At 70.1% G+C, this 21,918-nt stretch carries 18 protein-coding genes and 1 pseudogene; 7 read left to right on the top strand and 12 right to left on the bottom strand.

Features of this window, described 5'->3' with window-relative positions; translation table 11 throughout:
• Nucleotides 1-11: 11 nt before the first annotated feature.
• Both AMYBE_RS0139845 and AMYBE_RS0139840 read right to left on the bottom strand, forming a co-directional pair.
• Nucleotides 12-503 carry a DUF6912 family protein gene (locus AMYBE_RS0139845; protein WP_027928529.1) on the bottom strand — a complete coding sequence of 164 codons (492 nt, stop codon included), beginning with the start codon at nucleotides 501-503 and terminating at the stop codon, nucleotides 12-14.
• Nucleotides 500-1,897 (bottom strand): WS/DGAT/MGAT family O-acyltransferase, encoded by a 1,398-nt coding sequence (locus AMYBE_RS0139840; RefSeq protein ID WP_020665001.1) that lies wholly within the window; start codon nucleotides 1,895-1,897, stop codon nucleotides 500-502. The genes AMYBE_RS0139845 and AMYBE_RS0139840 overlap by 4 nt, the downstream gene beginning before the upstream one ends.
• 34 nt (nucleotides 1,898-1,931) lie before the next feature.
• Between AMYBE_RS0139840 and AMYBE_RS0139835 the strand changes: the two genes are divergently transcribed.
• Nucleotides 1,932-2,696 carry a TrmH family RNA methyltransferase gene (locus AMYBE_RS0139835; RefSeq protein WP_020665000.1) on the top strand — a complete coding sequence of 255 codons (765 nt, stop codon included), beginning with the start codon at nucleotides 1,932-1,934 and terminating at the stop codon, nucleotides 2,694-2,696.
• On the opposite strand, the gene AMYBE_RS0139830 is transcribed toward AMYBE_RS0139835, so the two are convergent.
• Complete coding sequence (locus AMYBE_RS0139830) at nucleotides 2,689-3,072, bottom strand: HAD-IA family hydrolase (RefSeq protein WP_020664999.1); 384 nt, start codon at nucleotides 3,070-3,072, stop codon at nucleotides 2,689-2,691. The genes AMYBE_RS0139835 and AMYBE_RS0139830 overlap by 8 nt on opposite strands.
• Before the next feature lie 168 nt (nucleotides 3,073-3,240).
• On the opposite strand from AMYBE_RS0139830, the gene AMYBE_RS0139825 reads away from it, so the two are divergent.
• Nucleotides 3,241-3,741, top strand: coding sequence for an Rv3235 family protein (locus AMYBE_RS0139825; RefSeq protein WP_020664998.1), 501 nt, complete (start codon nucleotides 3,241-3,243; stop codon nucleotides 3,739-3,741).
• A 561-nt stretch (nucleotides 3,742-4,302) separates the two neighbouring features.
• Here the strand turns inward: AMYBE_RS0139825 and secA are convergent.
• From secA to mtrA, 6 genes and pseudogenes are all read right to left on the bottom strand, one after another.
• Nucleotides 4,303-6,859: pseudogene (gene secA, locus AMYBE_RS0139820) on the bottom strand (preprotein translocase subunit SecA); the annotation flags it as partial.
• Nucleotides 6,860-7,109: 250 nt separating this feature from the next.
• Nucleotides 7,110-7,793, bottom strand: a complete 684-nt coding sequence (hpf, locus tag AMYBE_RS0139815) for a ribosome hibernation-promoting factor, HPF/YfiA family (protein WP_020664996.1) — start codon at nucleotides 7,791-7,793, stop codon at nucleotides 7,110-7,112.
• Between the two features lie 1,118 nt (nucleotides 7,794-8,911).
• Nucleotides 8,912-9,547, bottom strand: a complete 636-nt coding sequence (locus tag AMYBE_RS0139810) for a ComF family protein (RefSeq protein WP_027928528.1) — start codon at nucleotides 9,545-9,547, stop codon at nucleotides 8,912-8,914.
• A gap of 247 nt (nucleotides 9,548-9,794) precedes the next feature.
• On the bottom strand, nucleotides 9,795-11,549 hold the full coding sequence (locus tag AMYBE_RS0139805) for an LpqB family beta-propeller domain-containing protein (protein ID WP_027928527.1): 1,755 nt from the start codon (nucleotides 11,547-11,549) through the stop codon (nucleotides 9,795-9,797).
• Entirely contained in the window at nucleotides 11,546-13,279 is a 1,734-nt protein-coding gene (gene mtrB, locus AMYBE_RS0139800) for an MtrAB system histidine kinase MtrB (protein ID WP_020664993.1), read from the bottom strand. The genes AMYBE_RS0139805 and mtrB overlap by 4 nt, the downstream gene beginning before the upstream one ends.
• A gap of 7 nt (nucleotides 13,280-13,286) precedes the next feature.
• On the bottom strand, nucleotides 13,287-13,964 hold the full coding sequence (gene mtrA / locus AMYBE_RS0139795) for an MtrAB system response regulator MtrA (protein ID WP_005150760.1): 678 nt from the start codon (nucleotides 13,962-13,964) through the stop codon (nucleotides 13,287-13,289).
• Between the two features lie 162 nt (nucleotides 13,965-14,126).
• Here mtrA and AMYBE_RS0139790 point away from each other — a divergent pair, with 162 nt between their 5' ends.
• From AMYBE_RS0139790 to solA, 3 genes are all read left to right on the top strand, one after another.
• Complete coding sequence (locus tag AMYBE_RS0139790; protein ID WP_020664991.1) at nucleotides 14,127-14,912, top strand: IclR family transcriptional regulator; 786 nt, start codon at nucleotides 14,127-14,129, stop codon at nucleotides 14,910-14,912.
• A gap of 126 nt (nucleotides 14,913-15,038) precedes the next feature.
• Complete coding sequence (locus AMYBE_RS0139785; RefSeq protein WP_027928526.1) at nucleotides 15,039-17,273, top strand: FAD-dependent oxidoreductase; 2,235 nt, start codon at nucleotides 15,039-15,041, stop codon at nucleotides 17,271-17,273.
• Nucleotides 17,270-18,409: an N-methyl-L-tryptophan oxidase gene (solA, locus tag AMYBE_RS0139780; protein WP_020664989.1), complete on the top strand. Its 1,140-nt coding sequence runs from the start codon at nucleotides 17,270-17,272 to the stop codon at nucleotides 18,407-18,409. The genes AMYBE_RS0139785 and solA overlap by 4 nt, the downstream gene beginning before the upstream one ends.
• Nucleotides 18,410-18,520: 111 nt before the next feature.
• Here solA and AMYBE_RS0139775 read toward each other — a convergent pair whose 3' ends face one another.
• Nucleotides 18,521-19,162 (bottom strand): dTMP kinase, encoded by a 642-nt coding sequence (locus tag AMYBE_RS0139775; protein ID WP_020664988.1) that lies wholly within the window; start codon nucleotides 19,160-19,162, stop codon nucleotides 18,521-18,523.
• Nucleotides 19,163-19,188: 26 nt separating this feature from the next.
• Complete coding sequence (locus tag AMYBE_RS0139770; RefSeq protein ID WP_211226899.1) at nucleotides 19,189-19,431, bottom strand: hypothetical protein; 243 nt, start codon at nucleotides 19,429-19,431, stop codon at nucleotides 19,189-19,191.
• A 367-nt stretch (nucleotides 19,432-19,798) separates the two neighbouring features.
• Here AMYBE_RS0139770 and AMYBE_RS0139765 point away from each other — a divergent pair, with 367 nt between their 5' ends.
• Nucleotides 19,799-20,761, top strand: coding sequence for a hypothetical protein (locus AMYBE_RS0139765; protein WP_020664986.1), 963 nt, complete (start codon nucleotides 19,799-19,801; stop codon nucleotides 20,759-20,761).
• Here the strand turns inward: AMYBE_RS0139765 and AMYBE_RS0139760 are convergent.
• Complete coding sequence (locus AMYBE_RS0139760) at nucleotides 20,758-21,219, bottom strand: YbaK/EbsC family protein (RefSeq protein ID WP_020664985.1); 462 nt, start codon at nucleotides 21,217-21,219, stop codon at nucleotides 20,758-20,760. The two genes, AMYBE_RS0139765 and AMYBE_RS0139760, sit on opposite strands and share 4 nt — an antisense overlap.
• Nucleotides 21,220-21,265: 46 nt before the next feature.
• On the opposite strand from AMYBE_RS0139760, the gene AMYBE_RS0139755 reads away from it, so the two are divergent.
• Nucleotides 21,266-21,805: a helix-turn-helix domain-containing protein gene (locus tag AMYBE_RS0139755; RefSeq protein ID WP_020664984.1), complete on the top strand. Its 540-nt coding sequence runs from the start codon at nucleotides 21,266-21,268 to the stop codon at nucleotides 21,803-21,805.
• Nucleotides 21,806-21,918 lie beyond the last annotated feature (113 nt).

Genomic DNA, 21,918 nt, shown 5'->3' with positions numbered 1-21,918 from the left:
GGCCCCGCCGGTCAGAGCAGTTCCAGCAGGAACGGCAGTTCCTGCAGGCCGTACCAAGCCAGTTCGTGGTCTTCCGCGTCGCCCAGCGCGAACTCGGCGTCCTCGTCGCCGAGGTCCGCCGCGTCGATCACCGCGGCCGCCGCGGCGACCGCGTCCTCCGCCTCCGCCGCGTCCACGTGGATCGCCGCGATCAGCGCCGCCGGGACCGGACCGGCCAGCCGCACGACCGCCGCGTCCAGGTCGGGACGGAGAGTCGCGTCCTCGACGTCGGCCGAGACGACCGCCCGCCGCCATTCGCCCTTTTCCTCAGCCGCGATCAGCCGCAGCGAGGCGCGCGCCGCGTCCAGCAGCGCCGCGTACTCCAGCTCTTCGTCCGAACCGCTCGCGTACGCCTCGCGCAGTGCGGGCGTCAGCGCGAAAGCCGTTCCGCTGCGGGCGCGGAACTCGCCGTTGCGCTCCAGGTCCCGCAGCATCGCTATCGTCGCAGGCAGATAGACCCTCACCAGTGCGCACCCTTCAGCTCTTCCAACGCTTCTTCGATCATCCCGCCCAGCAGCCCGACGTCGAACGCGGCCTTGCGGTCGCCGTTGAGTCCGAAGTAGACGCCGCCGTGGTAGGAGGTGACCCCGATCGCCAGCGCTTGCGTGCGCATCAGCGGCATCACCGGGAACATCTCCACCAGTCTTGCCTCCCCCGCATACATCGGCACCTGCGGCCCCGGCGAATTCGTGATCATCACGTTGAAAATCCGGCCGGACAGCGACCCGCCCGCCCGCGCGCCCAGTGAATGCAGCGTCGCCGGCGCGAAGCCGCTCACCTTCAGCAACCCGCGGGCGGCCACCGATCTTCCCGAGTTCAGGTGCTCGGTCATCGCATGGCTGATGTGCTGCAGCCGCAGCACCGCGCTCGGCTCGCCGACCGGCAGGTCCACCAGGTACGCGTCGACCTGGTTGCCGACCAGCGTCGGCGTCGCGAACTCCGCGGTTTCGACGTCGTGCACCGCCAGCGGCACCAGCGCGCGGACGGTCGCCGTCGGCGCGAGGTTCTCCCCGCGCGAAAGCAGCCATTCCCGTAGCGCACCGGCGATCGCGGCGACGATCACGTCGTTGACAGTGCCGCCGTGGTCCGCGCGGATCTTGCGGAAGTCCTCCAGCCGGGTCCGCACCACCGAGAACACCCGGCCGCCGGACACCCGGACGTTCAACGGTCCGGCCGGTGCCGGGCGGGCCATCGCGGCTGCGACGCCACCGAGTGTTTCGACTGCCTTGCTCACCGTGGCGAACGCGTCGCCGGCGATCGAGCGCACGTTCTCCACCAGCTCGCTGGGCCGTTGCACGGTCTCGCTCATCGCGTCGAGCACCAGCTGCGTCCGGCTGGGTTCGCGCCGCGCGTTCCAGGCGTCCTCGAACGGCTCCGGCGGCTCCGGCGCCTCGTCGAGGATGAGCTGGCCGAGGTCGATCGTGCCGACGCCGTCCACGACGGACTGGTGGGTCTTCGTCACCATCGCGACCCGGTCACCGGCCAGACCCTCGACGAAGTAAGCCTCCCAGAGCGGCCGTTCCGGCGCGAGCCGTCGCGACATCAGCCGCGCGACCAGGTCGAACAGCTGCTCGTCGCTGCCCGGCTGCGGCAGCGCGGAGCGGCGGACGTGGTAGTTGAGGTCGAAGTCGACGTCGTCCACCCACACCGGCCGGGCGAGGTGCCCGGGGACGGGCAGGACGCGCTGACGGTAGCGGGGCAGGAACGCCAGCCGCGTGCCGACGAGGTCGAGCACCTGCTCGTAGGTGAAGCCGGACGACGGCCGTTCGAAGATCGCCACTCCCCCGACGTGCATCGGCGTCGTCTGCTCCTCGACGTACAGGAACGAGGCGTCCAGCGCGGACAGGCGGTCGGGCATGGGCCGATCCTTACACAATGCGAGACTGACCGGTGTGGGTGATGAGCTGGCGGATTCGCCGAAGGACCGCTTCCTGACAGTCTACGGGCGCAAGCCGGTGCTGGAGGCGCTGGGCGATTCGGCCTTGCGCGTGGACAAGGTGATCCTCGCCGACACCGCGCGCGGCCCCGCCGCCGCGGAGATCCAGCGCGCCGCGAAGGCGGCTGGCGTGCCGGTGCAGCGAGCCAGCGAGCACCGGGTAAAGGTGTTGGCGGGCAACGGAAAACAGGACCAAGGCGTCCTCGCCGACGTCGTCGCGCCCCGGATGCGCACTCTCGCCGCGGCACTGGACGATCGTCGCCCGCCGGCCCGGGTGCTGCTGCTCGACGGCATCACGACGCCGGCCAACGTCGGCATGATCCTGCGCACCGCGACCGCGGCCGGGCTGTCCGGCGTGATCGTGCCGCGCCGAGGGGTCGCTGCGCTGGATCCGATGGTGGTGAAGGCGTCCGCCGGAGTCGCGTTCCGCGCGCCGGTGCTGCGCTGCGGCTCGGCCCGGGAAGCGGCGGAGATGCTGGTGGAGGCTGGGTACAGCCTGTACGCGCTGGGCGCCTCGGCGACGACGTCGGTGTTCGAGGTCGACCTGCCGCAGCGCTCCGCGTTCGTCCTGGGCGGCGAAACCGAGGGCGTCGGCTCGGCGGTCGCGGAACTGGTCACCGAGTGGCTTTCGATCCCGATGCCTGGGGACGTCGAATCGCTGAACGTCTCCGCCGCCGCCGCCGTGCTGTCGTTCGAACTGGTACGGCGCGGAATCAGCTGAACAGGACGGCCAGTTCGTCCAGGGTGTCCGCGACGCTGCGATGGTGCACGCCGACCATCCCCGCGGCGACCGCACCGCGGACGTTTCGTTCGGCGTCGTCCACGAAGGCGCAGCTGGGCGCCGCGACGCCGAGCCGCTCTGCCGCGACGAGGTAAATCCCGCGATTCGGCTTGGCCATGCCCACTTCGCCGGAGAAGACGAGCGCGTCGAAATAGTGCGACAGCTCGGTTTTCACCCCGGCGGGCGCACCCGGAGCGTTCGAGACCAACGCGGTGCGAGTACCGGCGGTGCGGAGGTCGTGCAGGTACTCGTACAGGCGACCGGCGTCCGGGTCGGTGAGCACTCCGGCGTAGTCGACTAGCAAGCCCTTCAGCACTCGGCCAGGCTAGCTGGTTTCCGTTGGGCAATACGCATAGCGCATCCTGCAGATCCTGTCTGCACCGTTCTGGGGTTTTCGCCGGATCGTGCCGCTCTTGTCCAAATCCTCGCAGCCGGCCAGCACCATCCTCCCGAGTGGCACGTCCACGTTTCGGGGAGGGAACCCATGACGAACCACGACCTTCATGCACTGGCCGCCGCGCCGGGCACGGTGCGCCGAAAGCACAAACGCACTGCCCGGCCGTCGCCGGACGAGCTGCCGCGCGCGGGCCATCGGCTCCTTCGGCTCACCGCTCCGCCAGAGGAAAAGCACCTGATTCAGCGGATCAATGCGATCCTCGAAGTGCTGGCGGGATGGCGAGCCGCCGGACAGATCCGGCCATTGGTGGATGAGGCACTGTTCGCCCGGCTGGCCAGCCAGCAGCTGACGCGGGGGATCCACCACCGCGTCGCACGAGACCTGCACATGTGCCAGCCCACGCAGACCGCTCTGGAAGTGAGTGCGGTGGTAGCCGCTGGGCCGCGCGTGCTGGCACTGGCAGCGCGGTTCGAGCGAGGCCGGGCGGGATGGGTCTGCACCCGGTTTCACGTGCTCGCGCCCAGGAACGGATTCGAGCAGCAAGGCAAGGCGCTTCGACGGGGACCCGGCCGCCCACCCGCCGCTTGATCAACCAGTACAGCTGTCCGGGAGTTCAGGACAGATGTCCTGGATGTAATCGGCGCGGGTCTCCGCGGCGCTACCGGCTTCGCCAGTGCCGAGGACTCATCGAGTCCACTGTGTACTCGCCGCACGAAAAGAGCGGCGGTACGAGCCACTGCCCGTACCGCCGCTCTCAACCGTCTACATCAGACAGCCAACCGGGACTGCGTCAGCGACGCGGCCCCTTCTTGCCCTTCTTGGCCTGCGCGCGCTCCGCGGCCCGGCGCTCCCGCCGGGTGCCCGAACCGCCGGAGTCCGCGTCGCCGGCAGTGTCCGAATGGGACTCGACACCGCCGTCTTCGCCAGGGCCGGACATGGTCAGTCCGGATTGGACACCGCCGCCCAGGCCCTTGCCCCGCAGGGCCGACGGGACGGACTCCGAGTCCGTCGCCGGGGGCTGCGGCGGGGTCGGGCGGGCGTGCTTGCCGCCGTCTCCCTCGGCGTCGTTGGCGAACGCCGCGGCGGCCGCGCTGGTCGCGGAGGTCAGCCCGCCGGGCAGGGCCGACGGTTCCGGCTGCGCGGGTTCCGGCTCGGCGCGTTCGACCTGGAGGTTGAACAGGAAGCCGACCGCCTCCTCCTTCAGCGAGTCGAGCATCGCGCGGAACATGTCGAAGCCTTCGCGCTGGTACTCGATCAGCGGGTCCCGCTGCGCGAGCGCCCGCATCCCGATGCCCTCCTTGAGATAATCCATCTCGTAGAGGTGCTCGCGCCACTTGCGGTCCAGCACGGTCAGCATGACCTGCCGTTCCAGGCGGCGCATCGAGCCTTCCTCGCCGACCAGTTCGTCGATCTCGACCTCGCGCTTGCGGTAGCAGTCAAGAGCGTCGTCGACCAGAGCCTGGCTCAACCCTTCCCCGTCGAGATCGCCGTCCTCGATCAGGTCTTCCCAGTTCAAGCTGACCGGATACAGGGTCTTCAGCGCGGTCCAGAGCTGCTCGTGGTCCCAGTCCTCGGCGTAGCCCTCGGACGTCGCGCCCGCGACGTACGCCTTCACCACGTCGACGATCATGTGCTCGATCTGGTCGCGCAGGTCTTCGCCCTCGAGCACGCGGTGGCGCTCGGCGTAGATCACCTTGCGCTGCTCGTTCATGACCTCGTCGTACTTGAGGACGTTCTTGCGGGTCTCCATGTTGAGCTGCTCGACCTGGGTCTGCGCGCTCTTGATCGCCTTGGAGACCATCTTGTGCTCGATCGGCTGGTCGTCCGGCAGCCGGAAGGTGGTCATGATGCGTTCCACCAGCGCGGCGTTGAACCGGCGCATCAGGTCGTCGCCCAGCGACAGGTAGAACCGGGATTCGCCCGGGTCGCCCTGTCGTCCGGACCGGCCGCGCAGCTGGTTGTCGATGCGCCGCGATTCGTGCCGCTCGGTGCCCAGCACGTACAGGCCGCCCGCCTCGCGGACCTCCTCCGCCTCGGCCTTCGTCTCGGCCTTGACTTCCTCGAGCACCTTCGGCCAGGCGGCCTCGTACTCCTCGGCATGCTCGACCGGGTCCAGGCCCTGCTCGCGCAGCACCTGGTCGGCGATGATGTCCGGGTTGCCGCCCAGCACGATGTCGGTACCGCGGCCTGCCATGTTCGTGGCGACCGTGACCTGGCCCTTCCGGCCGGCGCGCGCGACGATCAGCGCTTCCTTGTTGTGGTGCTTCGCGTTCAGCACCTCGTGCGGCACGCCCAGCTTGAGCAGCAGCTTCGACAGATGCTCGGACTTCTCCACGCTCGTGGTGCCGACCAGCACCGGCTGGCCCTTTTCGTGCCGCTCGGCGATGTCCTCGGCGACCGCCTCGAACTTCGTCTGCTCGCTCTTGTAGATGAGGTCGGCGCGGTCGGCCCGGACCATCGGCCGGTTCGTCGGGATCGGCACCACGCCCAGCTTGTAGGTCTGGTGGAACTCGGCGGCCTCGGTCTCGGCGGTACCGGTCATGCCGGACAGCTTCGAGTAGAGCCGGAAGTAGTTCTGCAGCGTGATCGTGGCCAGAGTCTGGTTCTCCGCCTTGATCTCGACGCCTTCCTTGGCCTCGATCGCCTGGTGCATGCCCTCGTTGTAGCGGCGGCCCACCAGGATGCGCCCGGTGAACTCGTCGACGATCATGACCTCGCCGTCGCGGACGATGTAGTCCTTGTCCTTGTGGTACAGCTCCTTGACCTTCAAGGCGTTGTTCAAGTAGCCGACCAGCGGGGTGTTCGCCGCCTCGTACAGGTTCTCGATGCCGAGCTGGTCCTCGACGTACCGCACGCCCTTCTCGGTGACCGCGACGGTGCGCTTCCGGACGTCCACCTCGTAGTGGTACTTCGAGTTGATCAGGTTGGCCTTCTCGACCCGCTCGCGGGTGCCCATCGTGGTGGTGTCGATGCCCTGCATCAGCGGTGCGAGCCGGGCGAACTCGAGGTACCAGCGGGACGACTGGTCCGCCGGGCCGGAGATGATCAGCGGGGTCCGCGCCTCGTCGATGAGGATCGAGTCGACCTCGTCGACGATCGCGAAGTTGTGGCCGCGCTGCACGCACTCGTCGAGCGACCAAGTCATGTTGTCGCGCAGGTAATCGAAGCCGAACTCGTTGTTCGTGCCGTAGGTGACGTCCGCGTTGTAGTGCTTGCGGCGCTCCTGCGGGTCCTGCTCGGCGATGATGACGCCGACCTCGAGCCCGAGGAAGCGGTGGACTCGGCCCATCCACTCGGCGTCGCGCTTGGCGAGGTAGTCGTTGGTGGTGACGACGTGCACGCCGTCGCCGGGGATCGCGTTCAGGTACGCCGCGAGGACGCAGGTGAGCGTCTTGCCCTCACCGGTCTTCATCTCGGCGACCTGGCCGAGGTGCAACGCGGCGCCGCCCATCAGCTGCACGTCGTAGTGCCGCTGACCGAGCACCCGCTTCGAAGCCTCGCGCGCGACGGCGAATGCCTCCGGGAGCAGCTCGTCCAGGGACTCGCCCTTGCCGTGGCGTTCGCGGAACTCGTCGGTCTTGGCCCGTAGGTCGGCGTCCGACAGGTCCTTCACGTCGTCTTCGAGGGTGTTGATGTGATCGGCGATGTTGCGCAGCCGCTTCACCATCTTGCCCTCGCCCGCGCGGAGCAGGCGGTTCAGCACCATCCGGTCGACCTCACTAGCTGATCATGAACGCGCCCAGGCCGGTCCCGGGCAGTATCGCCACGGCTGGCGCCCGTGTGCGCCGCCGCCGTCTCCCCCCATCGTAGGGAATGCGCGCAGGTCCGCGCACGCACGTCGTCGCAGAAGGTCACGAGAGGCCGGGCCGAACCCGGCTCCGGGCGCGCGGACGGCCCGCACGCGTGTGCGTGCGGGCCGTCCGGCAGGTGGATTGCGGATGGTGTGCCAGGCCCGGTCAGCCCAGCCGGATCACTCCGTAGTCGAAGCCCTTTCGCCGGTAGACGACGCTCGGCCGGCCGGCCTCGGAGTCGTTGAACAGGTAGAAGTCGTGGCCGACCAGCTCCATCTCGTAGAGAGCCTGGTCCACCGTCATGGGGTCCGCGTCGTGTTGCTTTTCGCGGACGACGCGGCCGGGCTGATGGCCCAGGTCCTCGTCTTCCCAGCGCCCCTGCCGGGGGATGTCGCCCGCACTCGTGGCCGCGAAACCGTTGACCATCGGTTCGGTCGCGTCCGGTGCGTCCAGGACGGCCGTGCCCATGACGGGCCCAGCGACGGCATCGGATCCGCCGACCGCGGAGGTCGCCTCGGCGACCGACTCCGGGCGGCTGCGTCCGTAATGCACGCGCCTGCGGTCGTGTGTCCGCCTAAGCCGGTTCTCCAGCTTGGTGACGGCGGAATCGAGCGCTGCGTAGAAGTCGGCTGCGCTCGCTTCCGCGCGAACAGCCGGACCACGGCCCTTCCCGGTGATCTCAACGCGCTGGCAGCTCTTGGCCTGCCTGCGGTTGGGCTCGTGGAAGAGCTCCACGTCGTAGCGGATGACCTTCTTGTCGTAGCGCTCAAGGCGGGCCAGCTTTTCGCTGACAAGCGCCCGGTAATGCTCGGGCACCTCCACGTTGCGGCCCTTAACGACGATGTCCATACACGACCTCCCTCGCTGAAGAAACGGCGAGCTGTTGTGTTCACACGGCACCGGTACTGCGCGGGTTCGGCGGGCTGAGAAGAATTCGGCAGCCGGTCACGACGTCTCGTGGCGGATGTTCGAACGCGGACTTCAGCGGGCCTCCGGTGCCAGGGACATGGGCTGCACACCTCCCTGCCTGCGGGTTTTGCTGATAGCGGAGCACGTTAGCTTCATCACGCCGTCCGCAACAGCCCCCGAGCCGGGGGATATCACGATCCGGAAACCCGCTACGGCGCGCAGCGAAGCGCTCGTGCGCAGCTCCGAAACGCCGCACGGAAGGCCGAACGCGCGAGCCCATGTTTCACGCGGACGGCGCAACCCTGCGACCCGTCGGAAGCCGAGGGTGACCGGCCGGCCCGCCACAGCCGCCACCCTGGTGGAGTGTTCGGCTGCGGGAGTGATTCCGGCACTGACCCTCATGCCCGGACAACGGGCGACGAGGGCGCGGGGTTCCCTCTTGACATCACTCGTGTAGGTGACGCCCCGGGGCGGTCGGTATGGGAACGAGATACCTCCTGAAACGAGCAGGCGTGAGTTTCCCGCGAAGGAATGGCGGGACGGGCGATTATCGAAGGGCTCAGGTTTTTGCTTGGGCGGGCGGGGCTTTGGGGCGAACCGGGGACTTGGGACGGAGGGGCCTGGGGGAACAGACAGGGGTTTGGGGGCGGACAGGATTCGGGGCGGACGGGATTTGGACGGGTGGTCATGTGCGCGCTGACCGGGGCCAGGGATGGACGAGGCGGGGTTTCCGGCGAGACGGACCGAGGGTTCCTGCGACCGGACCGGCCGAGCCGACCGTCACCGGATTCGGGCGCCAGCCTGGACAGACGGAGCGGCGCGGTTCAGGATTCGGGGTCTCAGCTGCCGCGAAGCACGCGGCACCGGACTTCGGGAGGCGACGAGGGTTCCGGTTGACGGGACCAGCCGATCCGCGCCCTCGCGCGGCCGACGCGACGGGGCACTGTCCGATGTGGAGCGAAGAATCCGACTGTGCCGCAACCTGAACCGACCATTCTCAGGCTGAACTCCTTTCGCCGAAATCGTCTATCGCCGTCCGAGCGGCTCGTTCGGCCCGCTCAGACTGTCGCCAGCAAGGCCAGTACCGCCACCACCGGGACGCCCGCGTTTTTCAACGCCGTGACACACGCGGCGGACGTTGCTCCTGTGGTGATCACGTCGTCCACCACCACCACGCTCGTTCCCGGCGGCGGGCGGCCGGCGGCCACGAAGCGGAGCCGGCCCTCCAGGTTGGCCGCTCGCTCGGACCGGTTCAGGCCGACCGCGTCGCGGCCGCCTCTCAGGACCAGCGCGGGTGCGACGCAGCCGCCGATCAACCGGGCGGCCTCTTCGGCCATGCGCTGCACGTGCGGACCTCCCCTGCCCCGGGACGCGACTCGTCGGCTCGGGGCGGGGACGAGACACCACGGACTGGCTCTCGAGCCGGGGAGCGCCGCCAGGCCGGCGGCGAGCGCTCGGCCGAGGAACGGGGCGGTGTCGCGGCGGCCACGTTCCTTGTAGGCGATCAAGATCTGTTTCGGGACGCCCTCGTAGCGCGCCAACGCATACGCCGGGGCGAGCGCAGCCAGCGGTGCTCGGCTGACCTCGGCAGGGGATGCCCAGGTTCGGCAGCAGGCGGGGCACACGGGCGCACCGCGGGTTTCACAGCCGGCACAGCAGGCCGGGAGGAGCAGGTTCAGCAGAAGGCTCAACATGACGCAGAGTGTGCATCACGCCACCGACAGTTTCCGACGGCGTTGGATGCGGCACGAGCGGGCGATCGTGCGGACGGTCCGGCTACGGGAGGCAAACGGGCAGGTCAGAGCACGATTGATCTCGGCAGGCGGGCGGCGGAAACTTGGCTAGCCGAGCCGACCGGAACGGGCCGAACCGACTGGCGCGAGCCGAGCCAAGCCGACCGGAACGAGCCGAGCTGGCTGGGGCGCTGGGAGCGAAACTGCCTCAGCCCGGGTAGAACGGATCCGCGTCCGCCTGCGTGTGCGGCTGCGGCCGCCACACCTCTCCCAGTTCCGTGGCGTTCCACAGGCCCCCGGCGTCCGCCACCACGATCGGCCGGTTCGGGGCCGCCGCGACCGCCCGGACCGGGGCCGTCAGGTTCGAGCTGTTGTAGGCGTTCATCTGCCGTCCGTCCACCGTCAGCCGTTCCACCGGCTGCGACGGGGACGAGGTCACCACGACCAGCGTCTCCGCCGTCGCACCCCAGTCGACGTCCGACACGTCCGCCAGCACTCCCGGCTGCAGCACTCGCGGCTCGCGCAGCGTCACCGTTCCCCCGCTGCGCACCACCGACGCCACCACCAGCTGACCGTTCACCGTCGCCGCCACTCTGGCACCGTCTCGGGACAGCCTCAGCACGCCGATCGGCCCCAGGGCGAGCAGGTCGTTCGCGTTGACGCTCTGGCGTTGCCAGTTGCCCTTCTGGTCCAGCGCCATCCGCGCGATGATCGAGTGGTCGACGACCGTCCACACCTCGTTCGACGTGCTTCCGACGGCCGACGGACGCCAGGTCGGGCGGCTCAGTGTGCCGCCGCTCAGGTCGACGGCCGGCAGGTCTCTGCCCAGGTCTCCGATGTGCAGGCTGACCCGGTCGCCGTCCTGGGCGACCACCGCCAGCCGCTTTCCGTCGATCGACTGGGCGGCGCTGACCACGGGGAGCCCGCCGTTGCCGGCCGGGCCGGGGATGCCGTTTCCGTCGCCGAGCGACAGCACCCGTCCGCCCTTGGTCATCATGCCCAGCAGGTCCAGGCTGGGCGACGAAGCCGTGCTGTAGCTCGGCAGGTCGCTGCTGCGCCAGTACTCGTGGTCGCGCACGAGCGGCGCTCCGTCGGCGAGCAAGCGGATCCGGGTGGACGTGACCGCCGTCATCGACAGCACGATCTGGGCGGCGATCAGCGTTCTGGTTTCCGGACTCGCCCCGGTGAGACCGCTCAGCTGCACGGTCAGCGAGCCGTCGTCGTTGTTCGTCACGTTCGATTCCAGCGAGACGCCGTCGCCGAACAGGTTCTTCACCGCGCCCGCCAGCCCGGCGGACGGGCCCTGCAGGATCATGTCCATCACCCGGCCGGGCAGGCCGGACTGCGGCTTGGCCGGGACGTAGCGCAGGTCGGGCACGAAGGTGCCGGAATCCGGCGAGTAGAAGCTCACCGCGACGCGGTTGTAGTTCCCGTCGAACTCGTCGTCGGTCACGTACAGCACCGGCGGCGGCGGGCTGGAGATCCGCCAGGCCCCGTCCGCCTGCTTGCGCACCTGGAAGGTCTGCTCGACCGAACCGCTGCCGGGGATGAACGTGGAGTCCGAACTGATCTTGCCGAGCATCGAGCCGCGCATCGACACGGTGCGCTCGTTCGGGTCCGGCGGCGCGGTGGAGGTCGACGTCGGCGGGGTCGGGGTGGTGTCGTAGACCGTGCTGAACGTCTTGTCGATGATCGTGATCGACCGGTTCGCCTTCCACGCGCCGCGCTGCTTGTCGTCGAAGAACGCGCGCGACGCGGCGTTGCCGGACCACGGGTCCGCGTTGGCCTTGATGAACAGCCGCACGATGTCGAGCGGGTCGGCGTTGGGCGGCGGTTCCGCGGCATCGTTCACCTGCTGCGGTGCCTTCTCGACCGGCACCACTACCGGCTGCGATTCCTGCGGGACGTTCGCGCAGCTCGCCAGCAGCAGCATGCAGGCGAGCAGAAGAAGCACTCGCCTCACTGGCCGACCTCCTCCCGGTCCGGGGCCGGATCGGCGAGGATCGCCTCCGGCGCGGGCTGCAGCTCGGCGACCGACGACGGCGACAGCGTGATTTCCGAAACGGCGTCCGGCGGCGGCAGCACCAGCGGGCTGTCCCCGATCGGCACGCCCTGGTGGCGCGGCACGACGAGCCGGAAGCACGCGCCGTGCCCCGGCTCGCCCCACGCGTCCAGGATGCCACCGTGCAGCCGCGCGTCCTCCTGGCTGATCGCGAGGCCCAGCCCGGTGCCGCCGGTGCGCCGGTTGCGCGACGGGTCGGCGCGCCAGAACCGGTTGAACACCAGCTCGGCCTCCCCCGCCCGCAGGCCGATGCCGTAGTCCCGCACGGTCACCGCGACCGCGGACTCGTTCACCGCGACGGTCAGCACCACCGGTTTGCCATCGCTGTGGTCGACCGCGTTGGCCAGCAAGTTGCGCAGGATGCGCTCGATCCGGCGGGCGTCCACCTCGGCCGAGGCGTCCTCGTCGGACAGCACCAGCTCGACCGCGCTGCCCGCGGTCCCGGCCAGCACCCGGACCTGTTCGACCGCGCGGGTAGCGATCGGGCGCACGTCGATGTAGTCCGCGGACAGCTCCTCCACGCCCGCGTCGAGCCTGCTGATCTCCAGCAGGTCGCCGAGCAGCGCCTCGAACCGGTCGAGCTCGTCGACCAGCAGCTCGGTGGAGCGGGCCAGGCCGGGCGGGAACTGCTCGCGGGACGCGTGCAGCACGTCCGCGGCCATCCGGACGGTGGTCAGCGGGGTGCGCAGCTCGTGCGACACGTCGGAGGTGAACCGGCGTTGCAGGCCGCCGAACTCCTCGAGCTGACGGATCTGGTTCTGGATGCTCGCGGCCATGCCGTTGTAGGACACCGCCAGCTTCGCCAGGTCGTCCTCGCCGACCACGGCCAGCCGCTGGTCGAGGTCGCCGCCGGCGAACTGTTCGGCCGCCGCGACCGCCTGCCGGACCGGCCGCACGACCTGGCGGACCACCAGGTTCGTGATGCCGGCCAGCAACAGCAGCAGCACCAGGCCGGCGACGAACAGCGTGTTCTGCACCGTCGAGACGGTGGTCTGCTCAGTGGTGAGCGGGAACAGCAAGTACAGCTGCACCGGGCTCGCCACCGACGTCAGCGGGGTGCCGACGATCAGGTACGTCGTGCGGACGCCGTTCGCGTCCTGGACGGTGTGCTCGACCCGGGCGAGGTGATCCGCTTCGACGAACTGGCGCATCCGCTCGGGCACCGAGGCGAACGGCCCGACGTACACCGGGTCGGTGTCCGACTGGCCCCGGCCGACGCTGGCCAGCACCGGCTCGAACGCGCCCGCGGTGGTGCCCGCGCCGGACGCGGACGAGGTGGAGATCTTCTTGACCGCGTTCTCCAGCCGCGTGTGCAGCGCGTCCGGGGACTCGCCGCCGACGCCCACCAGCTCGCGTGCCGCGGTGTCGGCGACCGCCTGGGTCTGCTCGACCGCGGCGTTGCGCTTGGTGTCCAGCAGCCGTTCGGTGATCTGGTTCTGCAGGACCATGCCCAGCACGAACACCACGGCCGAGGACAGCGCCAGCGTCGAGATCGTGACGCGGAACTGCAGCGAGTGCTTCCACAATTCGTTGAACGCCACCGCGCGGCGGCGAGCGAAAACCACGACCCGGCGCGCCAGCCGGACCGCGGCGCGGAAGGCGGCGCGAAGCCGCCCCGCGAAACCGGTCATCGGCTGATCACGGCGGGCCGGCCTTGTAGCCCACGCCGCGCACGGTCAGCACCACCTCGGGGTGCTCCGGGTCTTTCTCCACCTTGGAGCGAAGCCGCTGGACGTGCACGTTGACCAGCCGGGTGTCGGCCGCGTGCCGGTAGCCCCACACCTGCTCCAGCAGGACCTCGCGGGTGAACACCTGGCGCGGCTTGCGGGCCAGCGCCACCAGCAGGTCGAACTCGAGCGGGGTCAGCGGGATCGCCTTGCCCTCCCGGGTCACCTCGTGCCCCGGCACGTCGATCGCCAGGTCGCCGATGGTGAGCGATTCGGCGGGCTCGGCCTCGGTGCGGCGCATCCGCGCGCGGACGCGGGCGACCAGCTCCTTCGGCTTGAACGGTTTGACCACGTAGTCATCGGCGCCGGACTCGAGGCCCAGCACGATGTCCACGGTGTCGCTCTTGGCGGTGAGCATGACGATCGGCACGCCGGACTCGGCGCGGATCGCCTTGCACACGTCGATGCCGTTCATTCCGGGCAGCATGAGATCGAGCAGGACGAGGTCCGGTTTCAGCTCCCGCAGCGCGGGCAGCGCCCGCGAGCCGTCCGCGACCACCGCGGTGTCGAACCCTTCGCCGCGGAGCACGATGGTGAGCATCTCCGCCAGCGCCGGGTCGTCGTCGACCACCAAGACACGTGCCTTCATGACCACATGTTCGCACTACCTCCCGCACCGATGCGCACGACCCGCGCGTTTGACCACCGGAAAGATCAAGATCACCGGCCAGCACTGGGCCATCCGGAGGTGTCCGGACCGGATTCGCCCGCTCAGCCGAACAGATCGTCGCCAAGCGGTTACTGTTGCGCTATGCGGAACCAGGACTCGGGAAACGCAACCGGAAGCGCGGTGCAGTCCGTCGACCGGGCGATCACCGTCCTGGAGCTGCTGGCGCGCAACGGGGAAACCGGGATCACCGAAATCGCCGGCGAGCTGGGCGTGCACAAGTCCACCGCGTCCCGGCTGCTGAGCGTGCTGGAGGCGCACGGGCTGGTCGAGCAGCTGGGCGAGCGCGGCAAGTACGCGATCGGGTTCGGCGTGGTCCGGCTGGCCGGGGCCGCCACCGGGCGGATGGACCTGGCGAAGCTGGGCAGGCAGACCTGCCAGGCGCTGGCCGAGGAACTGGGCGAGACGGTGAACATCGCGATCGCCGACGACGGGGTCGCGATCAACATCAGCCAGGCCCGCGGCTCGGCGGCGATCACCACGCAGAACTGGACCGGGCAGCGCACCCCGCTGCACGCCACGTCCAGCGGCAAAGTGCTGCTGGCGGCGATGGACGAGGCCGACCGCAAGCGGATGCTCGGGCACGAGCTGGAGCAGTACACGCCCCGCACGACGGTGGACCCGGACGAGCTGCAATCCGAGCTGGAACGGGTCGCCGAGGACGGCTACGCGGTCTGTTTCGAGGAACTGGAGCTGGGCATGCACGCGGTCGCGGTGCCGGTGCGCGGTCCAGGCGGAGAAGTGGTCGCGGCGATGAGCGCGTCCGGCCCCTCCTACCGGCTGTCCAAGCAGCGGATCCGGCAGATCGTCGAGCCGATGGCGGACGCCGCCCGGGAGCTGTCCGCGCAGCTCGGCTATTTCTCCTCCTGACCCGGCCCGGAACCGGCGCCGCGCGGGCTCTCTTGACAGCGCGTCCGCGATCCCGCAGCTTGTGAGTTGCAGTAGACGGAACACCGATCTCCATCCGCAACGCGCCTGTCCCGGAGGTACTTCGCGATGGCAGCTCGACCGCGCGTGGTCGTGATCGGAGCCGGGCTCCTCGGCTGCGCGGTCGCCGACGAGCTGACCGAACGCGGCTGGACGGACGTCACGGTGCTCGAACGAGAGCCGGCGATCGCCCCGGCCGGGCCGGGACTGCTGTTTCGCACTCACGCCGGCCGTACCGCAACCGAATTCGCCAAGTACACCGCGGAGAAGTACAGCGGGCTGACCGTCGACGGCGGCTGGTGCTTTCAGCCGGTCGGCAGCCTGGAGCTCGCGACGAGCGCGGAGCAGCTTGCCGAGCTGCGGCAACGGCTGGGCTGGGCGACGTCCTCCGGCATCCGCGGCTATCTCCGCAGTCCGGGCGAATGCGCGCAGCTGCACCCGCTGCTCGACGCTTCGAAGGTGCTCGGCGGGCTGCACTTCCCGGGAGACGGGCTGATCAAGCCGGTCCGCGCGGCACTCGCGCAAGCCCGTCGCGCCGAAGCTCGGGGCGCGAAGTTCCGGACCGGGCAACACGTGGTCGAGATCGTGGCCGCGGGCGGGCGGGTGACCGCGGCGGCGACCGCGACCGACCGGTTCCGCGCCGACATCGTCATCTCCTGTGCCGGGGTGCGCAGTCCTGAGCTCGGCCGGCTGGTCGATCTCGCCATCCCCGTGGTGCCGATCGTCCAGCACCACGCTCGCAGCACCCCGCTGGCGGGCCTGACCGGGCATAACGACGACTTCACCGAAGCGGGCAAACCCCTGCTGCGCGGCGCCGGGCTGGCTGTGCGCGAACACGTCGACCGGCTGGGCGTCAGCGCGCTCGGCCCGATGGACCCGACCGGGCCGTTCACTTCGGACGGCTTCGAAGCGTCCTGGACGGCGGCGCTCGGCTTGGTGCCCGCGCTGGCCGATGCGAAGATCGAGGAAGGGGCTCGGACGCTGGTCCCCGGCACCCCGGACGGGTCGCCGCTGCTGGGCGAGCATCCGGATCTCGACGGGTTCTGGGTCGCCGAAGCGCTGGGTGGCGCGTGGTCCGCCGGCGTGGCGCGAGAACTGGCGCGATGGCTGGTCGAGGGCCAAGCGCATCTCGACCTCCATTCGGTCGACCTCGCACGGTTCGACCGGATGCAGCTCGCACCCAACCGCGTGCGGGAGCGCAGCTTCGCTTCGGCCGGGCATCCGCGGCCGGCGAGCGCGCTGGCGCGGACCACGCCCTGCTACGAACGCGAAGTCGCGTTGGGCGCGGCGTTTCGCGAAGAGGACGGCTGGACGCGGCCACAGCGGTACTCCACCGGCGAGGCGGAAGCGATCGCCACGCGAACCCGGGCGGCGCTGTTCGACCTCACACCGCGGCGACGGCTGGAAATCACCGGCCGCGGCGCGCTGCCCTTCCTGCAGACGATGACCACGAACCAGCTCGACCGGCCGCCCGGGTCCGTCACCGAGACATTGCTGCTGGGCGAAGACGGCGGGGTCCGCAGCGATCTCACGGTGGCCCGGCTGCAGCCCGAACGCTTCCACGTCGCGGTGCGGCATCACCGCGACGTCGCCTGGCTGCGCCGCCACCTCCCCGGCGACGGGACCGTTCAGCTGCGCGAAACCACCTCCGGCACCTGCTGCCTCGGCTTGTGGGGACCGGCGGCTCCGGCCGTGCTGCCCGAACTGTCCACATCGGACTCGCGAGCTTGGGAAGGCTACGTCGGCGACGTGCCGGTGACCGTGCTGCGCGTATCGGAGGTGGGCGAACCCGGCTGGGAGCTGCATACCGACGCGGACCTCGGCCGGTTGCTGTGGGACACGGTGTGGACGGCCGGGCAGCCGCACGGAATCCTCGCCGCCGGGCAGGACGCGTTGCGCAGCCTGCGGATGGAAGAGGGGCATCGCCGCTGCGGCGTCGACGTGACCACCGAGCACGACCCGTACGAGGCCGGCCTCGGGTTCGCGGTCCGGATGGACAAGGGGTACTTCCTCGGCCGGGACACGCTTCGCGGTCGTTCGCCCGCGACTGTGCGCCGGAAACTGGTGTGCCTGACCGTCGACGACGCGCATTCCGTTTTGCACGGCCGAGAACCGGTGTACGCCGAAGGCCGGCCAGCCGGGTACGTCACGAGCGGCACATACGGCTGGACCGTCGGCAAGAACTTGGCCTACGCCTGGCTCCCGGTCGAGTACGCCCGGCCGCGCACGCCGGTCGAAATCGAGTGCTTCGGGAAACGGCTCCCGGCGAAAGTGACGGCGGAACCGTTGAGGAGCACGGAATGACGCATTACGACGTGATCGTGGTCGGACTCGGCGGAATGGGCAGCGCGGCGGCGTACCGGCTGGCGAAACGGGGCCAGAAGGTGCTCGGGATCGACCAGTACGCGCCGGTGCACAACCTCGGTTCGAGCCACGGCGGATCGCGGATCACGCGGCAGGCGTACCTCGAAGGCCCGGATTACGTACCGCTGCTGCTGCGCGCGCACGAGCTGTGGGACGAGCTGGAACGCGACTCCGGACGCGCGCTGTTCACCCGCTGCGGCGCGGTGATGGGCGGACCGCCGGAGTCGCGCACCATCACCGGCAGCACGCTTTCCGCGGAGAAGTTCGACATCCCGCACGAAATCCTGTCCGCGGGTGAGATCCGCCGCCGCTTCCCCACCATCGCTCCCGCCGACGACGAGGTGGCGCTGTGGGAGCCGGGCGCCGGTTTCGTGTCGCCGGAAGGCAGCGTCGCCGAGCACCTGCGACTCGCCGCGCGCCACGGGGCCGAGCTGCACCACGAAGAGCAGGTGTTCACCTGGACCGGCACTGACGCCGGAGTGCGCGTCGGCACCGCTTCGAACTACTACACCGCCGAACGGCTCGTGCTGTGCCCCGGCGCGTGGGCGCCGGAGCTGCTCGGGGATCTCGGCGTGGAATTCGAGGTGCAGCGGCAGGTCCAGTACTGGTTCGAACCAGCGGACGTGCGCCCGTTCGCCGATCATCCCGTGTACCTCTGGGAAACCGCGGAAGGCGGCCAGTTCTACGGATTTCCCGCGCACACCGCGCAAGGCGTGAAAGTCGCCGTGCACCTTGGCGGCGAGCCGTGCACCGCCGACACGATCGACCGGCGGATCCACGACGCCGAGGTGCGCGCGGTCGCGGACGTCGTCGGTTCCCGGCTGCCGACGCTACCGGCGACCTTCCGCCGCGCGGCGACCTGTCTCTACACCAACACCCCGGACGAGCATTTCGTGATCGCCCCGCACCCGAAGCATCCGCGCGCGGTCGTCGCGTGCGGGTTCTCCGGACATGGCTTCAAGTTCGTCCCGGTGGTCGGGGAAATCCTCGCGGACCTGGTGATCGACGGCACGACCCGTCATCCGATCGCATTGTTCGACCCGGCGAGGTTCGACGCGGCTCGCCCGGCGAAGTAGCGGACGCCTCCCGCCGCACCCGCGGTCCGTGAAGGGCCCCTTGCCGGAAGCCAAGTCCCTCAAGGGGCCCTTCACGGACGGGACGGGCGCACCGCCACCGCGGCCCCTTGGCTAAGCGAGCAAGGACTTCGCCAGCGTCGGCAGGTCAACCCCCGCGACGCCGTCCAGCACATGCCACGGCGCCAGCCACGAAGCCGCCGCCAGCTCGTCGTACACCGCGGCACAACGCTGCTGCAGCGAATCGTCCGACTCGAACGCGTCGCGGGTGCGCGCCGCGTCGGCCGCCGCGCGGCGTACGGCACGCTCGGCGGCGACCTCTGGGCTCACCCGAAGCAGCAGGTGCGCGTCTGGCCGAGGCAGACCGAATCGCTCCACTTCGAGGTTCCAAACCCACTGCACGACGGCACCGTCGGCATGCTCGTGCAGGCGCGCGGCGGCGTACGCGGCGTTCGAGGCGACGTATCGGTCCAGCAGGACGACGTCGTTCGCGTCGAGCAGCTCGCGGATCTCATCAGCCGCGCCGCTGCGGTCGAGCGCGTAGAGCAGCGCCATGCCGTACACCGAATCGGCGAGGTCACCGTGTCCGCGGTGCAGCGCTTCCCGCACCAGATCGGCGTGCACGCTGCGGCCGTAGCGTGGGAAGGCGAGACTGCCGACGCTCGCTCCCGCGTCGGTCAGCGCAGCAGTCAGCCCCTCGGACAGCGTGCGCTTGCCCGCGCCGTCCAGACCTTCGATTACGACCAGTCGCCCCACACCGTCGAAGATACTGGGTGGCTCGTTCAGGCAGCCTGGCGGCGCGCGTAGGCGTAGTAGCCGACCGGCACCGCGACCAGCAGCCCGGCCAGGCAGAGCAGCGGGATCCAGTCGTCGTCCGACGGCGCTTGCTGCACTTGGCCCGCACCATCGCGCGGCACGACCGCGCTGTGCGGCGCGGCGGCCAGGTGGGCGTTGCCGGTGTCGGCGGGCTGCGCCGCGCCCGCGCCCGGAGCCGACACCGGCAACGCCAGGCCCGTGAACGCCACCACCAGCAGCAGGCGTCCACCATGCCTTCGGCGAGTGATCGAGCGCCGCCGGACACGCCCGGCGGTGCTTCCCGCGTGAGTGTGTTTTCCCAGGACCACGGCGCACCTCCCGCCTCGACGTGCCAGTGGGTGATCACAACGGTGAACCGGTTGATCACGCGGAGCAAGGTGCTGGTCCGGCGACGGGGGTGTTCCGGGTCCGTACTGGAACACGGAACGGTTACCCTTCCGTGGCCAAGCACACCAAACGGGGGCCAGACCCGTGACCGCGCGCTGCTAACGTGAACGTTCCGCGGCATTCACGCCCAGCGCACGGGCGGGAAGCGAAGGGAAAGCGGTGGCACGAGACGGGGATGGCCCACTGATCATGGAACCAGGCCGGCGCAGCTCGAGCGACCTGCCGCCCGAACTCGCCGAGGCGCTTCGCACCGGGGAGTTCCACCAGGCGTTGCGGCTCGCGATCGCACATCGCGGACTCTCGCTGGCGCGGCTGCGCGCGCACCTCGCGCTCCGCGGGGTCCACATCGGACAGTCGACGCTGAGCTACTGGCAGCGCGGGCTCCGCCAGCCGGAGGTGCCCAAGGCGCTGCCCGCCGTCCGAGCGCTGGAGTCGGTGCTGCAGCTGCCCTCGGACTCGCTGGTGGTGCTGATCGGCCCGCGCACCTCGCGACCGCGCGGGCACCAGGCCGCGGCGTCGTTCCACGACCTGCGCTCGGGCGAGATGGGCGCGATCGTCGAACAGCTGATGACCGATCTCGGTTCGCCGCCTGCCTCCCGGCAGGCCAACGCCGACCTCGAGATGCTGTCGGTGCACGACCAGATCACCATCGACGAGAAGCAGCACCAGGTGAAGTTCCGCACCCGGCTGGTCACGCGGGCCCGCCGGCACGGCCCGGACCGGTACGTCGCGGTGTACAACGGCGACCCCGGCTGCCGGATCGACGACGTCGAGCTGATCACCGCCGAAGGCTGCCGGGTCGGCCGGATCCGCCGGCACCCGGCCCGCGAGACGATGGCGACCGAGCTGCTGTTCGACCGGAAGCTCGCCGAGGGCGAGATCCACGTCTTCTGCTTCGAGATCCACGACAACTCGGCCGTCACGTTCCCCGGGTACTACCGGATGCTGCGCGATCAGTGCGCGAGCTACCTGCTGCAGCTGCAGTTCGCGCCGGCCGCGATGCCGGCCCGGGTCACCCGCGAAGTCCGCGCCCGCGACGACGCACTGCCCGTCGAGGCCGAGGAACTGCCGTGCGACACCGGCGGGGTGACCAGCGGGTACTTCCGCGACACCGGCCCCGGGCTGGCCGGCATCGCGGTGGAGTGGAACTAGTTCACCCGCACGACCGCGCCCTCGGTGATCCGCACCAGCTCGTCGAAGCTGGTCGGGAACACCGAGTTCGGCGTGCCCGCCGCCGCCCACAGCTGGGGATACCGCCGCAACGCCTCGTCCACCACGGTCTCCACCGGAGCCGGATGCCCGACCGGCGACACCCCGCCGATCACCTGCCCGGTCGCCGCCCGCACCTCGTCCGGCTTCGCCCGCCGGATCCGCTCGCGCCCGAGCCGCGCGGCCAGCGCCTCGACGTCCACCCGGTGCGCGCCGCTGGTCAAGACCAGCAGCGGCTGGCCGTCGGCCATGAAGACCAGGCTGTTGGCGATCGCGCCGACCTCGCAGCCGAGCGCGTCGGCAGCCTCGGCCGCGGTCCGCGTGGACTGCGGAAGCGTCCGAGCCTGCCCGGCGGCTCCGGCCGTTTCGAGCGCGTTCTGCACGTTCTGGGTTGCCGACATCGTCTGCCTCCTGCCGTTCTGTAAACAGAACACTAGACTAGGCCGGGTGCCTGCCTCCCCTGACCTGCCCGGTCGCGCGCTCGCCGCCGCGGTCGGCAACCGGATCCGAACCCTGCGCACCCGAGCCGGCCTGGGGCTGACCGCACTCGCCGCGGACAGCGGACTGGGCAAGGGAACGCTGTCGGAATTGGAGAACGGGCGGCGGAATCCGACCCTCGACACGTTGTTCGCCATCGCGACCGCGCTGTCGATTCCGCTGAGCGATCTGCTTTTCGACGGCCCGGCGGAGGCGCAGGGAGACAGCGTTTCGGCAGTACTGCTGGGACGGTGGGAGGAGTCGTCGGAGGTTACCGAGGTTTATCGGCTGACGATTCGCGAGACGCGCCAGGTTTCGGCCCCGCACAGTCCGGGGGTGCGGGAGATTGTGACGGTGCTGAGCGGCGCGGTGGAAACGGGGGCAGCGAACGCGCCGGTGATTGTTTCGCCGAACGAGACGCATGCCTTTGCCGCCGACGTAGCGCACGTTTACCGCGGGATCGGCGGGGCGGCAACCGCATTGCTGACCATGCGGTACCCGCGGGGCTAGCAGACGAGAAGACCGTTGGCTTCGGCGGCGTCAGCCCAGGCGTGCCAGTCGCTGCACAGCCAGGAATGCCCGGGAGGGCCGAACAGAAATTGAGAAATCGGCAGACAAAAGCC

The organism is Amycolatopsis benzoatilytica AK 16/65 (assembly GCF_000383915.1).
Lineage (GTDB): Bacteria > Actinomycetota > Actinomycetes > Mycobacteriales > Pseudonocardiaceae > Amycolatopsis > Amycolatopsis benzoatilytica.
The sequence above is the reverse complement of the archived record's forward strand: the minus strand, read 5'-3'. Positions and strand labels throughout refer to the sequence as shown.

What these genes read in the sequence shown, in the direction of transcription:
- AMYBE_RS0139825 (WP_020664998.1), top strand. Translation starts at nt 3,241, where the DNA reads ATGACGAACCACGACCTTCATGCACTGGCCGCCGCGCCGGGCACGGTG.
- solA (WP_020664989.1), top strand. Translation starts at nt 17,270, where the DNA reads ATGACGCATTACGACGTGATCGTGGTCGGACTCGGCGGAATGGGCAGC.
- mtrA (WP_005150760.1), bottom strand. Translation starts at nt 13,964, where the DNA reads ATGAAGGCACGTGTCTTGGTGGTCGACGACGACCCGGCGCTGGCGGAG.
- AMYBE_RS0139840 (WP_020665001.1), bottom strand. Translation starts at nt 1,897, where the DNA reads ATGCCCGACCGCCTGTCCGCGCTGGACGCCTCGTTCCTGTACGTCGAG.
- AMYBE_RS0139785 (WP_027928526.1), top strand. Translation starts at nt 15,039, where the DNA reads ATGGCAGCTCGACCGCGCGTGGTCGTGATCGGAGCCGGGCTCCTCGGC.
- mtrB (WP_020664993.1), bottom strand. Translation starts at nt 13,279, where the DNA reads ATGACCGGTTTCGCGGGGCGGCTTCGCGCCGCCTTCCGCGCCGCGGTC.
- hpf (WP_020664996.1), bottom strand. Translation starts at nt 7,793, where the DNA reads ATGGACATCGTCGTTAAGGGCCGCAACGTGGAGGTGCCCGAGCATTAC.
- AMYBE_RS0139765 (WP_020664986.1), top strand. Translation starts at nt 19,799, where the DNA reads ATGGAACCAGGCCGGCGCAGCTCGAGCGACCTGCCGCCCGAACTCGCC.
- AMYBE_RS0139790 (WP_020664991.1), top strand. Translation starts at nt 14,127, where the DNA reads ATGCGGAACCAGGACTCGGGAAACGCAACCGGAAGCGCGGTGCAGTCC.
- AMYBE_RS0139760 (WP_020664985.1), bottom strand. Translation starts at nt 21,219, where the DNA reads ATGTCGGCAACCCAGAACGTGCAGAACGCGCTCGAAACGGCCGGAGCC.
- AMYBE_RS0139810 (WP_027928528.1), bottom strand. Translation starts at nt 9,547, where the DNA reads ATGTTGAGCCTTCTGCTGAACCTGCTCCTCCCGGCCTGCTGTGCCGGC.